This is a genomic window from Zunongwangia sp. SCSIO 43204 (assembly GCF_019904275.1).
Classification (GTDB): Bacteria; Bacteroidota; Bacteroidia; order Flavobacteriales; family Flavobacteriaceae; genus Zunongwangia; species Zunongwangia mangrovi.
The window spans coordinates 2,389,121-2,403,913 of sequence record NZ_CP063204.1; the positions used below are offsets into that span (position 1 = coordinate 2,389,121).

14 protein-coding genes are annotated in these 14,793 nt (G+C 35.9%); 12 read left to right on the forward strand and 2 right to left on the reverse strand.

Annotated elements, in window-relative coordinates; translation table 11 throughout:
* Positions 1–6 precede the first annotated feature (6 nt).
* Together INR75_RS10470 and INR75_RS10475 are read left to right on the forward strand one after the other, a co-directional pair.
* Positions 7–1,452 (forward strand): tagaturonate reductase, encoded by a 1,446-nt coding sequence (locus tag INR75_RS10470; RefSeq protein ID WP_223088755.1) that lies wholly within the window; start codon positions 7–9, stop codon positions 1,450–1,452.
* Between the two features lie 40 nt (positions 1,453–1,492).
* Positions 1,493–3,109: a UxaA family hydrolase gene (locus INR75_RS10475; RefSeq protein ID WP_223088756.1), complete on the forward strand. Its 1,617-nt coding sequence runs from the start codon at positions 1,493–1,495 to the stop codon at positions 3,107–3,109.
* Here the strand turns inward: INR75_RS10475 and INR75_RS10480 are convergent.
* Entirely contained in the window at positions 3,104–4,126 is a 1,023-nt protein-coding gene (locus INR75_RS10480) for a LacI family DNA-binding transcriptional regulator (protein WP_084841847.1), read from the reverse strand. The two genes, INR75_RS10475 and INR75_RS10480, sit on opposite strands and share 6 nt — an antisense overlap.
* Before the next feature lie 237 nt (positions 4,127–4,363).
* On the opposite strand from INR75_RS10480, the gene INR75_RS10485 reads away from it, so the two are divergent.
* From INR75_RS10485 to INR75_RS10525, 9 genes are all read left to right on the forward strand, one after another.
* On the forward strand, positions 4,364–5,806 hold the full coding sequence (locus INR75_RS10485; RefSeq protein ID WP_223088757.1) for a glycoside hydrolase family 28 protein: 1,443 nt from the start codon (positions 4,364–4,366) through the stop codon (positions 5,804–5,806).
* Between the two features lie 51 nt (positions 5,807–5,857).
* Positions 5,858–6,262: a carboxypeptidase-like regulatory domain-containing protein gene (locus INR75_RS10490; protein ID WP_223088758.1), complete on the forward strand. Its 405-nt coding sequence runs from the start codon at positions 5,858–5,860 to the stop codon at positions 6,260–6,262.
* A gap of 132 nt (positions 6,263–6,394) precedes the next feature.
* Positions 6,395–7,426: a DUF4861 family protein gene (locus tag INR75_RS10495; RefSeq protein WP_223088759.1), complete on the forward strand. Its 1,032-nt coding sequence runs from the start codon at positions 6,395–6,397 to the stop codon at positions 7,424–7,426.
* 1 nt (position 7,427) lies between these two features.
* Entirely contained in the window at positions 7,428–8,684 is a 1,257-nt protein-coding gene (locus INR75_RS10500) for a glycoside hydrolase family 105 protein (protein WP_223088760.1), read from the forward strand.
* Between the two features lie 3 nt (positions 8,685–8,687).
* Entirely contained in the window at positions 8,688–9,635 is a 948-nt protein-coding gene (locus INR75_RS10505; protein ID WP_223088761.1) for an alpha/beta hydrolase, read from the forward strand.
* Positions 9,635–10,627, forward strand: a complete 993-nt coding sequence (locus tag INR75_RS10510) for a pectinesterase family protein (protein WP_223088762.1) — start codon at positions 9,635–9,637, stop codon at positions 10,625–10,627. The genes INR75_RS10505 and INR75_RS10510 overlap by 1 nt, the downstream gene beginning before the upstream one ends.
* A 135-nt stretch (positions 10,628–10,762) precedes the next feature.
* Entirely contained in the window at positions 10,763–11,524 is a 762-nt protein-coding gene (locus INR75_RS10515; RefSeq protein WP_223088763.1) for a rhamnogalacturonan acetylesterase, read from the forward strand.
* The gene (locus INR75_RS10520; protein ID WP_223088764.1) at positions 11,524–11,871 is read left to right on the forward strand and encodes a cupin domain-containing protein; all 348 of its coding nucleotides are present in this window, start codon (positions 11,524–11,526) and stop codon (positions 11,869–11,871) included. Before INR75_RS10515 ends, INR75_RS10520 begins: the two co-directional genes overlap by 1 nt.
* A 302-nt stretch (positions 11,872–12,173) precedes the next feature.
* Positions 12,174–12,593, forward strand: coding sequence for a tagaturonate epimerase family protein (locus INR75_RS10525; protein WP_223088765.1), 420 nt, complete (start codon positions 12,174–12,176; stop codon positions 12,591–12,593).
* Between the two features lie 4 nt (positions 12,594–12,597).
* Here INR75_RS10525 and INR75_RS10530 read toward each other — a convergent pair.
* A protein-coding gene (locus INR75_RS10530; RefSeq protein ID WP_086026153.1) for an IS3 family transposase occupies positions 12,598–13,802 on the reverse strand; the annotation gives its coding sequence in 2 pieces (ribosomal slippage) (positions 12,598–13,523 and positions 13,523–13,802; 1,206 coding nt in all).
* Between the two features lie 66 nt (positions 13,803–13,868).
* On the opposite strand from INR75_RS10530, the gene INR75_RS10535 reads away from it, so the two are divergent.
* Positions 13,869–14,711 (forward strand): tagaturonate epimerase family protein, encoded by an 843-nt coding sequence (locus INR75_RS10535; protein WP_255584705.1) that lies wholly within the window; start codon positions 13,869–13,871, stop codon positions 14,709–14,711.
* The last annotated feature ends 82 nt before the right edge of the window (positions 14,712–14,793 follow it).

Sequence of the window (14,793 nt, forward strand, 5' to 3'; positions counted from 1 at the left end):
TTAAATATGGAAAAATTAACTCGAGAAAACGCAAAACTTACAGAGGCTTTACCAATTAAGGTTGTTCAGTTTGGAGAAGGAAATTTTCTTCGTGCTTTTGTAGATTATATAATTGACAAATTAAACAAGGAGGCAAATTTTAATGCAGGTGTTGCGGTAATTCAGCCTTTAGCGGGTGGATTAGTAGAAATGCTGAATGAACAGGATGGCTTATATAACCTTTTTATGAAAGGGGTTAAGCAAGGAGAAGAAATTCAGCAGCAACGTACCATTTCCTGTATTCAGAAAGGAATAAATCCATATAAAGATTACGATGAATATCTAAAATTAGCTGAAGAAGAAAGTCTGGAATTCATTATTTCGAATACTACTGAAGCCGGGATAGCTTATGACGATTCAGATACATTAGAAGGTACTCCGCATAAAAGTTTTCCGGCGAAATTAACAGCTTTACTTTATAGAAGGTTTAAACATTTTAATGCAGATGCTTCAAAAGGATTAACCATAATTCCTTGTGAATTGATTAATCACAATGCCGATACCTTGAAAAAAATTATCCTTCAATATGCCCAATTATGGCAATTAGAAGATGAATTTATTTCCTGGATCGATAACAGTAATAGTTTTCATAACACTTTGGTAGATCGTATAGTTCCTGGATATCCAAAAGATGATATCGAAGCCTATCAAAGTCAGCTTGAATTTGAAGATAAATTAATTGTTTCTGCTGAAGTTTTTTTACTTTGGGTGATCGAGGGAGACGAGAAGCTAAAAGCTAAGATTCCTTTTGATAAGATCGACGAGAATATTGTGGTGGTTAAAGATATGCAGCCCTATAGAACAAGAAAAGTTAGAATCTTGAATGGAGCGCATACTACGATGGTTCCATTTTCTCTACTCTTCGGAAATGAAACTGTAAAAGAAACCGTAGATGATTCCTTTACCGGAGCTTTCGTAAAAGAAGCTATTTTTAATGAAATCATACCAACTTTATCACTTTCAGAAGAAGAATTAAAAACATTTGCTGAAGAGGTTTTAGATCGTTTCAGGAATCCATTTATCAAACACCAACTGGCGAGTATTGCGCTAAATTCGATTTCGAAATTTAAAGTTAGAGTCTTGCCAAGTTTGCTTGTTTTTCAAACTAACTGTAAGCGATTACCTTTGCATTTAGTATTTGCATTCGCTTGTTTAATAAGATTTTACAGAGGCGAATGGAACAATAAGGTGTTACCGGTAAAAGATGATGAAGCCGTGATTAACGAGATTAAACGAATTTGGGAAAATCATAGTTACCAGGAAATTAGTCATGCTGTTTTGAGTAACGAAAAGTTTTGGGATGCAGATCTAACAGAGGTTCCTGAACTTCAGGAGAAAGTAGCATTAGCTCTAGAACTTATAGAGACTAAAGGAATTGAAGAAGCTTATAAAAATTTCACTGAAAAAGCATAGCAATCATTTCAGCATTTTTTCAGTATAAAACAAAAGAAGGATGAAGAGCAAACTAATAAAAGTACATCCCGACGACAATGTGGCGATCGCCTTAACTGATCTTTGGCAGGGTGATACTATAAATTTTGAAGGGGAAGATGTAATAATACTTTCTGATGTTAAGGCGAAACATAAGATTACGATGGTCGATTTAGAACCAGAAAGTAAGATTTTTATGTACGGTGTTTTGGTTGGAAAAGCTACAGAAAATATTAAGAAAGGCGATGTTCTTACCGTAGATAACGTAAAGCATCAAGCCAGCACAACAACTGGTAGAACAGAAAAAGTAAGCTATAAAGAGCCAGATATTTCTAAATGGAAGGATAGAACTTTTATGGGATATCATCGTGAAGATGGGCAGGTGGGAACTGCAAATACATGGTTGTTTTTTCCGTTAGTCTTTTGTGAGAACCGAAATGTAGAATTGCTAAAAGATGTTTTTGAGAAAGAACTTTCTTTTCATAAATCTACTAAACAGCGAAAATTACTGCGGAACTTAATTAGCGGAAATAATATCGAACTCAGCGAAGAAGAGCCTGAAGAAGAAGAAGCAATATTCGATAATATCGAGGTTCGTTTTATAACTCACCAGGGAGGCTGTGGCGGTATTCGTCAGGATTCGGTTTCCTTAGCCAAACTGTTGGCGGGATACGTAAACAATCCTAATGTAGCTGGTGCAACCGTGCTTAGTTTGGGCTGCCAAAATCTTCAGATCGATATTTTTCAAAAAGCCATGGATGCTATCAATCCAGATTTGAAGAAACCGATCTTAATTTATGAGCAACAACAGGAAGGTACGATCGATGATATGCTGAATAAGATTATTCGTGAATCTTTCGACGGAATTAAAAAAGCGAACGAAATTCAACGAAAACCGGCTCCATTATCTAAACTAAAATTAGGTTTAGAATGTGGTGGTTCAGATGGTTTTTCAGGAATTTCAGCAAATCCATCTTTAGGATATGCTTCAGATTTACTTTCGGCTCTGGGAGGTTCACCTATTTTATCTGAATTTCCGGAGTTATGCGGAGTAGAGCAGGAGTTAGTGAATCGTTGTGTAGACGACGAAAAATCGAAAAGATTTCTAGAATTAATGCGTGCTTACGAAGATGCAGCTGAAGCTTCTGGATCGGGCTTCGATATGAATCCGTCTCCCGGAAACATCAAAGATGGTTTAATTACCGATGCGATGAAGTCTGCCGGAGCAGCGAAAAAAGGAGGGACTTCACCAATTCAGGATATTTTAGATTATGGTGAATACGTTACAAAACCAGGTTTAAACTTGCTTTGTACGCCGGGTAATGATGTAGAGAGTACAACGGCCATGGTGGGCTCTGGTGCTAATGTTGTGGTATTTACAACAGGTTTAGGAACACCAACAGGTAATCCCATTGCTCCCGTGATTAAAGTCGCTTCTAATTCGATTTTAGCGGGTAGAATGCCAGATATTATAGATATCGACAGTGGAGCCGTGATTAAAGGAGAAAAGACCATCGAAGAAATGGGTGAAGAGATTTTGGAATATATAATAGCCGTAGCTAGTGGAGAAACCATAGCTAAGGCAGATCAAAATAATCAAAACGATTTTATTCCCTGGAAACGAGGCGTTTCTTTATAAATTCCTATTAGAAGAATTTCTAACAAAAAGTTTGGGAGCCAGAATAACTTGCTTTTCTACAGTAAGTGTCTGGCTTCCTTCTATTTGTTCCAAAAATACCTGTGCTGCAATCTTTCCCATTTCAAGCGGAGTCTGATCTACAGAAGTTATAGGAAGCTCCATATATTTTGTAAAAGGTTCATTACTAAAACCAACCACACAAACGTCTTCTGGAATCTTAATGCCCATTTGTTTTAATTCCTGAATAGCGCCTAAAGCGGCATAATCACTGGAAGAAAAAATAGCATCTGGTTTTTCATCGAATTCCCATAAGTCTTTTATTGCTGAAATTCCCGATTCCAGTTTACTATTTACCTGAAGACTAAAACGCTTTAAAGGTGTTATTCCATTATCTTTCAAAGCTTTTAGATAACCCTGATGCCTGTTTTTATAGATTTCAACATTAAGATCGCCAGAAAAATGAGCAATTTTTTTACAACCTTGTTTAATTAAATGTTCAGTAGCAAGATAACCTCCTCTAAAATCATCGATCACTACAGAGCTTAGACCTTTTACTTCTTTTTTACGATCAAAAAATACTAAAGGTGTATTTTCAGCAAGTGCTTTTTTTATGTGAGAAGTATCTTGTGTGGTTTTAGCAACCGACATAAATATACCGTCTACCTGAGTATTTAAAAGTGTATCGATTTGCTTAATTTCATTATTCACATCTTCATGAGTCTGGCAAATAATTACATGATAACCATGCGGAGAAAGTTCTTCTTCGATACCACGAATTACACTAGAAAAAAAGCTCCGGTTAATATATGGCACAATAACCCCAACATTATTGGTACGACCACTTTTTAAAGCTTGCGCCAATCTATTTTGCTTGTAATTCATTTCTGCAGCGGTCTTTAAAACCAGCTCACGTGTTTTTGCACTAATCTTAGGATTATCATTTAATGCTCGTGAGACCGTTGCTGCACTTATTTTAAGCTTTTTAGAAATATCATAAATGGTAACTTTTTCAGCCATTTAGTGTGAAGTAGTATTAAATTTATTTCGAATAAAATATTTCACAATATAAGAATTAGATTTAAAAACCAGAATGACTTCTAGTTATTATGGGTGTTTGAAAAGTAATTATCTATTATTTTTAAACTTCATAAGTAGAAAATGTTTATTTTTAAGTTGAATTTTTTGGCATATTAATAATTAAACTTTAAATTAGTGCAATCGATTACAAAAATATACCTGTAATTTTAATAATTTATGATTTCAAGATTAAGAATATTGATTTTTGCATCCTGTGCTATCCTGTTTTCATGTAAATATGAAAAAAAGGAAAGTGAAAATGTTGCTGAAGTTAAAACAGAGGAAATCCAGGATCTGGAAGGATGGGATAAAGCTGAAGCCATTTTAAAAGAGATCAAAATTCCACAATTTCAGGATAAAAAATTTAATGTACTCGATTATGGCGCGGTTGCCGATGGAACAACAAAAAACTCTGAAGCTTTTAAAAAAGCCATAGCAGCCTGTAACGAAGCAGGAGGCGGGATGGTAATTGTTCCTTCAGGGAAATTTCTAACCGGGCCAATTCATTTAAAAAGTAACGTAAACCTTCACTTAGAAGAAGGAGCAGAAGTATTGTTTAGCAAAGAAAAGCAGGATTATTTGCCAGTGGTACATACTTCTTACGAAGGTGTAGAGCTAATGAATTATTCGCCCTTAATTTATGCTTTCGAACAGGAAAATATTGCGGTAACCGGCAAAGGTACATTTAACGGGCAGGCCGATAATGAAAACTGGTGGCCGTGGTGTGGTGCCGAAAGATACGGCCATAAGGAGGGAACACCACAACAAAAAGATGATCATAACTTACCTTCATTAAGAAAAATGAATGAAGAGGGTACGCCTGTTGCAGATCGTGTTTTTGGAGAGGGGCATCAATTACGTCCTACTTTCTTTGAGTCCTTTAGTTGCGAAAACGTTCTCGTTCAAGGAGTGACGTTTACCAATGCACCATTTTGGGTAATCCATCCTATAAAATCAAATAATATCACGGTAGATGGTGTAACAGTAAATAGCCATGGTCCAAATAATGATGGTTGTGATCCAGAATACGCTAAGAATGTACATATAAAAAATTGTTTATTTAATACAGGTGACGATTGTATTGCGATAAAATCTGGTAGAAATGATGATGGTCGCCGAGTAAATATTCCTAGTGAAAACATTATTGTAGAGGATTGCGAAATGAAAGATGGCCACGGTGGAGTAGTGATGGGAAGTGAGATTTCAGCCGGTGTACGAAATGTATTCGTGAGAAATTGTACGATGGATAGCCCTAATTTAGATAGAGCCATTAGGATTAAGACCAATACTTTAAGAGGAGGTTTTGTAGATGGCGTTTATGTGAAAAACGTAAAGGTTGGCCAGGTAAAGGAAGCCATGCTTAAAGTAAATCTTCACTACGGAATTTATGATAATCAGGATGGAGAATTTTTTCCTGAAATCTCTAATATTTACATGGAAGACGTGACGGTGAAAAATGCAGGTAAATACGGAATTTTAATCGCTGGCCGTGAAGGATCTAAAGTTTCAAATATTAATCTTAAAAATATTACTATTGATGGTGCAGATACTGCTGAAAAAATTACTGATGCAGATCCTGTCAATTACGAAAATGTGATCATCAATGGCGAAAAAATGTAGTTCTATATTACTACAAAAAATAAATTACTAATTAATTAATCTGGATGAACGATGAGAAAGAATGATAGAAATTACAGCAAATTTTTAATGGTATTTTTAGTAATGCTGGGGATGGGTTTGTTTAACCAAATAAATGCACAGGAATTTAAAACTATATCTGGTACCGTTACTTCAGAAGAAGGAAAGGCCCTGAAAGGCGTAAATCTTTTTGTTCCTAATACAGCCTATGGAAGTACTACCGATGCCCTGGGAAATTTTGAGATGCATATTCCGGCAGATTCTAAAGTTGTAGTTAATTATATTGGTTTTACTACGAAAACGATTGATACTTCAAAAGAAGCAGATTTTCAATTAAAGCTTCAAAAAGAAGAAGATTTGCAAGAAGATACGGTTAAACTGAGTTATGCTAATAAAAAAAATAAACCTAAAACCCGCATTATCAAAATAGAGAAATAAATCGAACTTTAAACAGTATCCTATTTAAGTTAGTAGATGTTTAGATTATTTTAAGTTGATTGGTTAGTCACAAGAGGAGCATGTAAATACACGCTTCTCTTTGACTTTATACCTATCCAAAACCAGTAAATTATGAAAAGAATTATTTTACCAGCCTTTCTTGCCTCAACTTTGATCTTTACTGCTTGTAAAGACCAAAAGAAAGACGACCAAACTCAAACTGAAACTGAAGAATCGCAAACCAAAACTTCCTGGCAAAAACCAGATAAGGACGCAAAAGCTTACGCCGAGTTATCAATTAGAAAAGGTGATGATTGGAAACCAGAGAAATTTGGTGGTGGCGAGTTTGTGAACGTAGATTCGTTACAATTGCCAGAAGGCCATAGCGATCATGCTTATTATATTCGGTACGAAGGTCCGGGATGGGAAAATAGCCAGGTTGGATTTCGATTTTATCTGGATTGGAGAAACGCTATAGATATTTGGGGAAAGAAAGAAGATACTATTGTACTGCCTTATGTTGGGCAGGAAAATTATGAAGATTACCACCATGATTCAGGATGGGGGCAGGATATTCTAAAAGCCGGAAAATCTGTTGGACTTGGCGGTTACGGAAGGTATATGAACGATTCTGTGGCTCATTTTAGAAACGTAGGTAACACCATAGCTTCGGTAGAAAATAGCGAAAATAAATCATCAGTTTTTATCGATTATGACGATTGGGTAACCGGAGAAGACTCCATCGATCTTGATGCCACTTTCAGTATTTATCCTGAAGGAAGATTTAGTAAGATAGATTTAAAACCTTCCGCAGAAATAGATGGGCTAACTACCGGAATTGTAAAGTTTGATGATATTCCTTTAATGGAGAAAAAGAGTGAAGATGGGGAGTGGGGTTATATCGCAACTTATGGTACACAAACACTGGTAAGTGATGAGGATCAATTGGGTATGGCCATATTTTATAAAACTTCAGAAGTAGAAAAAATTCAGGAAGGACCACATGATCATCTAGTGATCTTTAAACCAACCACAACTGCAGTTTCCTATTACATTTTAGCAGCCTGGGAGCAGGAAAAGAATGGATTGGCAAGTGAAGAGGAATTTGTTCAAAGTTTAGATGAGCATTTAAATACACTTCAGGAAAACGGTAAATTAAATTAAAATGAAGAAAAGAGAATATAGTCTTGCTTTAAGTTCGGTAGCAATTTTACTAGTTATTTTAGTGATGTTTTCATGCAAAAATGAAAATAAAAATACCGCTGAAACATCCAATATCGATACTGCAGAAGAAGGTATTTCTAAGGATCTTAAATGGTCTGAGCGTATGTTGCTTTCAGAAATAAAAAGATTTCCAGAAGCATCGAAACTCGATTTTAGAGACGAGCCAAAATGGAGTTATACTAATGGATTGGTGTTGACTGCAGCACAAAAGGTTTATGAAGAGACTAATAAGCAAAAATACTACGTCTATATTTATGATTATGCCGATACAATGATTACGGCACAAGGAGAAATTAAAACTTACGATATCGAAAAATATAATCTGGATATGATAAAATCTGGAGATGTTTTACTGTATCTATATCCAAAAACTAAAGAAGAGCGCTTTAAAAAAGCAGCTGATACTTTACGAAAACAACTAGAAAATCAACCTAGAACTACAGATGGAGGATTTTGGCATAAGAAGCGATATACACACCAAATGTGGTTAGATGGTTTATATATGGCCGAACCTTTTTATGCGCATTATACAAAAATGTTTAGTGAAGGTGAGAAAGCACAGAAAGCTTACGACGAAATTGTACGTCAGTTCGATCTTATCCAGGAACATACTTTAGATGAAGAAACCGGACTTTTATATCACGGTTGGGATGAGAGTAAGGAGCAAAAATGGGCAAATAACGAAACTGGTACATCGCCAAATTTCTGGTCTAGAGCAATGGGTTGGTACGGTATGGCTATGGTCGATGTGTTGGATTATTTGCCAGAAGACCATCCCGGAAGAGAAAAATTAATTGATTACTTAGAAAGTTATGCTGAAGCTTTATTAAAAGTTCAGGATCAGGAAACCGGACTTTGGTACCAGGTTTTGGATAAAGGTGATAAAGAAGGGAATTACCTGGAAGCTACGGGATCTTCTATGTTTGCCTACACTTTCGCCAAAGCAGCTAATAATGGTTATTTACCAGAGAAATATTTAGCTGAAGCTGAAAAAACCTACCAGGGAATTTTAAATAATTTAATCACTGTTGAAGAAGACGGAACTGTTAATCTTAATCAGTGTTGTGCGGTTGCGGGTCTTGGCGGAGACCCCTATCGCGATGCGTCTTTCGAGTATTATGTAAACGAAGAAATTCGCTCTAACGATCCCAAGGGAACAGGGCCATTTATTTTGGCCAGCTTAGAATTGAATAAATAAAAAGTGACTAAAAATTTCATTGTTGTGTTTGTAATTTTGGTTTTAGGCCAAAGCACCTTTGCCCAAAAAAAGGTAGAGGTGCGGCCTTATACCATTTCCACAACTGTAGAAAAATATAAAAAGGATTATCCTTTTATAAAACCGATTAAGCTTCTAATTTCTGAAAATATTATTACTGAAGAAGATATTGAATATAAAGAAACAGCAAGCTCAATACTCAAATTAGATGTTTACCAACCTGTTTTTTCTGCGGAAAAAAAATCTCCTGCAGTTTTATTGATTCATGGGGGTGGATGGATTTCCGGAAGGAAAGAAAATCAGCGTATCATGGCGCAAAACCTTGCTGAAAATGGATTTGTAGCCATAACAGTAGCTTATAGACTGAGTCAGGAAGCAGTTTATCCTGCCGGGGTGATCGATATTAAAGATGCCATACGCTGGATAAAATCTAACGCAAAAGCCTACAATATCGATTCAGATAAAATAGCAGTTTTAGGAACTTCTGCCGGTGCACAACTGGCGACTTTGGTTGGTGTAACTCCAAATTCAGAAATCTACAACGAGGAGGATGAAGAAATTTCTTCGGAAGTTCAGGCGATCGTAAATATAGACGGAATAGTTTCTTTTATTCATCCTGAAGCCAGCGCTGAAGGTGAAATTGCCGGACTTTGGTTAGATGGTTCTCGCACGGGAAACCCTAAAAATTGGAAAGAGGCTTCTCCGTTAGAATATGTAGGTGAAAATACGCCACCAACTTTATTTATCAATAGTTCGATGCCAAGATTTCACGCCGGGCGTGACGATATGATCAAAATAATGGATAAATATGGTATCTATTCTGAAGTACATACATTAGAGGATTCTCCGCACTCTTTTTGGTTATTAGAGCCCTGGTTTCAACCGACTTTAGGTTATACTGTTTCCTTTTTGAATAAAATTTTTAAAGAATAATGATATTGAGATTGTTTAAAATATGGATACTTCTTTTCGCTGTTCAAATCGCTTCAGCACAGGAACCTTATCTTAAAATCACAGTAGCAAAAGATGGAACAGGAGATTTTGAAACCATCCAGGAAGCAGTAAATTCCACTCGGGATTTAGGTCCTGGGGAAGTGGAGATATTTATAAAAAACGGTATTTATAACGAGAAGCTTGTAATCCCAACCTGGAAGCATCAACTTAGCTTAATTGGTGAGAGTAAAGAGGGAACAATTATTAAAGGCAATGATTATTCCGGAAAGATCGATGAGGTTACCGGAAAGAAGCTAAACACATTTACTTCTTACACCGTTTTAGTTCAGGGAGATGATATTCATTTTAGAAATTTAACGATTCAAAATACCTGGTGTGAAAGTGGGCAGGCGGTGGCGCTTCATGTAGAAGGCGATCGATTTATTGCTGAAAACTGTAATTTATTAGGATGCCAGGATACTTTATACACGGCAACAGAAGGCAGCCGGCAATATTACAAAAACTGCTATATCGAAGGAACAACCGATTTTATTTTTGGAGAAGCTACTTGTGTTTTTGAAAATTGTACGATTAATAGTCTGGCGAATTCTTATGTCACCGCAGCTGCAACTCCGGCCAATCAGGAATTTGGATATGTGTTTTTTGATTGCGAGTTAATCGCGAAAGATGGCATAGATCAAGTTTATTTAGGAAGACCTTGGCGATCTTATGCAAAAACGGTTTTTATCAATTCTACTTTAGGCGAACATATTGTTGAAAAAGCTTGGGATCCGTGGACGGGCGATAAGATGTTTCCACAGAAAGAAAAAACAACTTATTACGCAGAATATCAAAGCAAAGGCAAAGGCAAAGGATCTTCTCCCAAAACTCGAGTGGACTGGTCGCATCAACTCACTGAAGCTGAAGTAAAAAAATATACCATTAAAAATATATTTTCGGGACACCAAAACGACTGGAATCCTAACAAGTAAGTTTAACCGCATTAAGGATCGAGCGACGTGTTTAAGCTCTTTTGCTTAGCCTTTTTTCGGCTAAGCAAAAAGCGAGTAGCGAGAGCCTGACCCTTAGCCCGAATGGGATAAAGGGAATGCCCAAATTATACAATTATGAGATCAAAATTCTTTAGTTTTTTAGCCATTTTTTTGATGGTGATTTCGGTAAAGGCGCAAACATTATTTCTTATCGGTGATTCTACAATGTCCGATAAAAAGAATCCGGAAGAAAATCCTGAACACGGCTGGGGACAAATGCTTCCAGAGTTAATGAGCGATGAAATTAAAATAGAAAATCACGCAGTGAATGGGCGTAGTTCTAAAAGTTTTATTGGCGAAGGAAGATGGCAAAGGGTTTACGAAAAACTTAAACCAGGCGATTTTGTGATCATTCAGTTTGGGCATAACGACCAGAAAATTAAGTCGCCAGATCGATTTACCAATCCATTTACCGAGTACCGTTATAATTTAGAGAAATACGTAAAGGAAACTCGAGAAAAAGGAGCAACGCCGATTGTAATGAGTTCGATCGTTCGTAGAAATTTTAATGAAGAAGGGACTTTGGTCGATACGCACGGTGAATATCCTTTGGTGGTGCGAATGGTCGCTAAAGATCTTGATGTTTCTTTTATCGATATGCAGTGGTTAACCGAGCAGTTAGAAGTAAAATTTGGAGCTGAAGAGTCGGCCCATCTGCATTTGCATTTTAAGCCGGGAGAGGTGGCTTATTATCCCGACGGGAAAAGCGATAACACACATTTATCTGAGAAAGGAGCTACTTTGGTCGCAAGTTTGGCGCTACAGGAAATCGCTAAAAAAGATTTATCTTTAAAGAAATACATCAAAGAATCTACCCTTAAAAAAGAAATTTTATAATGTACACACCACCAATTTTTTTCAAAGATAACGAGAGCGAATGGGAATATGCTGCGGAAGGAATTACCCGAAAATTCATCGGTTTTAATCCGCAGTTAATGTTAGTGAAAGTGAAATTTGAAAAAGGCGCAATTGGTGATTTGCACGATCATTTTCATACGCAGGGATCTTATGTAGCTTCCGGGAAATTCAAAATCACGATCAATGGCGAATCGAAGATTTTAGAAGCCGGCGATGGTTTTTTTGTTTTACCAAATACCGAGCACGGCGCTGAATGCCTCGAACCCGGAGTTTTAATCGATGTGTTTAATCCTATTCGGGAAGATTTTTTGGAAGATGAAAAATAAAATTAGTCTATTTTTACTCGTATTATTTCCCTTACTGAATTTTGCTTAGCTTTCCTCGGAAGAGAAACAAACTCGAATTGATGAAATCGTTAACCGAATTCAGTTGCCTGAAATTCCTGAATTTGAGGTTTCGGTTTTAGATTACGGAGCGAAACCAAATTCAGCAAAAGACAGTAAAAAACGGAACTTCCATCACCAACACCAAAAATGTGATTGTCGATAATTTGATTATCGGCGAAGAAGCCGGAGTCCCAACCGCAGCAGGAAAAGATGTAGGAAATTAATAATCTAAATTTTTAAATATGGCAGAATTAGGGAGATTTTCATTTGGAACAGGAGACCGATTTGGAAAAGAAGGAAAAGCGCAGTTAAATGCCATTTTAAAAATACAGGAAGATGGTATTCAGGTAACTCCGGTTTGGAATAAATCAAACCGTGAACACGAAACGGTAAATACAAAGCCCAAAAGTGTGTTAGAAGAAGCAAAAAACGCCACCAAAGCTTTAAATTTTACCAAAGATTATTTTGTCGATGCAGATCATATTGATAAAGTCACAGTAGATCCTTTTCTGGAAAACAGTAATTTTTTTACCATCGATGTTGCTAAATTTATTGGTAATCAATCCACTTCAGAAGATATTGTAGGATTTAAAAAGTTTTTTCAGCAGTATTTATCATCTTTTAATATTGGACTTGCAACAAAAAACTGGACAAATAGTTGAATGACTACGCTGCTAGTTTAAGGTTATACATGTCTAATTCAAATTCTCTTATAGTTCTATTTCCTAAAAAGGAATGTCTTCTTCTATTATTATACCAAGTTTCTATCCATCCAAAGATGGATAACTCCGCTTCAGATCTCAACTTATAATTGTGCCTATAAACCCATTCTACCTTTAATGATTTAAAGAACGATTCAGCAATGGCATTATCCCAGCAATTACCTTTTCTGCTCATAGATTGGTTTACTAAGCCATTGTAACTTTTAATTAATGAGGTAAACTTATGGCTGGCATATTGTATACCTCGGTCGGAATGAAAAATTAAAGACTGGGTTAAAGTAGTTTTCTTTATAGCCATATGCCAAGCCTTAATAATAGTGTCTTCTGTACTTAGATTATCGCTTAGAGCCCATCCAACAACTTTGCGGTTAAACAAATCAATAATGACAGTAAGGTATAACCAGCCCTGTTTGGTTTTGATATAGGTTATATCGCTTACCCAAACTTGATCCTGTCGGCTTACTTCAAAGTTTTGGTTTAATAAATTAGGAGCTATGGGGTAATTATGTTGACTATATGTGGTTGCTTTAAACTTACGTTTTCGTTTTGCAAACAAATAATTAGCACTCATAATACGTGCAACTCTAGGCTTTGATATTTTATAGCCTAATGTCTCTAGTTCTGTTTTTATTCTAGGTGAACCATAGCTTTGAAAGCTATCTTTAAATATAGATTTAATAAGCCCAGTTACCTTTTGATTTTCTAACCATAATTTACTTGGTCCCGATTGTAACCAATGGTAATAGCCACTTTTGCTTACTTTCAATATTTTACACATCGTCTCGACAGGAAATCTCATAAGGTGTTGTTTTATAAACCTGTATTTTTCTTGTCGCTCGCGGAGAAGATGCTGATGGCCTTTTTTAAGATGTCTCGTTCTAACTCGGCTTCTTTTAATGCCTTTTTTAATCGGGCTATCTCTTTTTCTTCATCGGTCATTTTAGGATTACCACGGCCAGGGAAACTGTTGTTACCGTAATCTTTTAACTCTCTACGCCAACGGTAAAGTACAGATGGAAATATATCCAAGTCTTCACATACTTGTTTTACATTGCCTTTAGCATAACTTAACTCGACTGCTTTTTGTTTAAATTCTAAGGTGTAATGTTTAGATTTTCTTCTCATAATTGCTAAGGTAATAACTAGCAAAAATATTCTCTCAACTTAGTGTCCGGTCTAATGTAGTAATTCCATATCGAAGGAATAGATTCGAAAATTGATATTTCTGAAGCAGATTTTAAAGAAATGACCAACACTTTTCTTTTTGCCATGAAAAAAGCTTCTGAAGTGTATTTCTACATTAAATCAAAAAAGGAAGAAAGATTTTTTACTGAAGTTTCTATCGATGAGGTTGAAAATCCACAAACACCAACCGAATTATTTTTTGTTCTTGCCGCTTTAGCTTTCTATAAAGTTCCTGTAAATACAATTGCTCCAAAATTTACTGGTAATTTTTACAAAGGGATCGATTACGAAGGTGATTTAGACCAATTCAGTAAAGAATTTGAAGATGATTTATGTGTATTGAAATTTGTGAAATCTGAATTTGATATGCCTAAAGAATTAAAGTTAAGCGTGCATAGTGGGAGCGATAAATTCTCAATTTATCCAATCATCAATAAACTCATTAAAAAACATAATAGCGGTTTGCACGTAAAAACCGCCGGTACGACCTGGCTTGAAGAAGCTATTGGTTTAGCTGAAAGTGGCGGGGAAGCTTTCAAATTTATTCAGAATTTGTATAATGAAGCCTTAGATCGATACGAAGAACTTACAGAAAATTATATGGAAGTTTTGAGTATCGATAAAGAAAAGCTTCCGGAGAAAAATTATTTTGAAAATGGTAAAGCCTTTGCTGATGCTTTAAGACATGATACAAAAAATGAGAATTACAATCCTCATTTTCGGCAATTGATGCATTGTGCTTATAAGATAGCAGGTGAAAAAAATGAGTTTTATTCGTTATTGGATTCTTGTCGAGACAAGATTGAAGAAAATGTAACTTTAAATTTGTACGAACGGCATTTGAAGCCTTTGTATGGAAAATTTTCAGGATAGGACAGGATGCTTACCGTAAGGATTTCAGCTATTTTCACAACTTAACGAAAAAACGATTTCGGTTTTTCAAAATTTGAAGTTT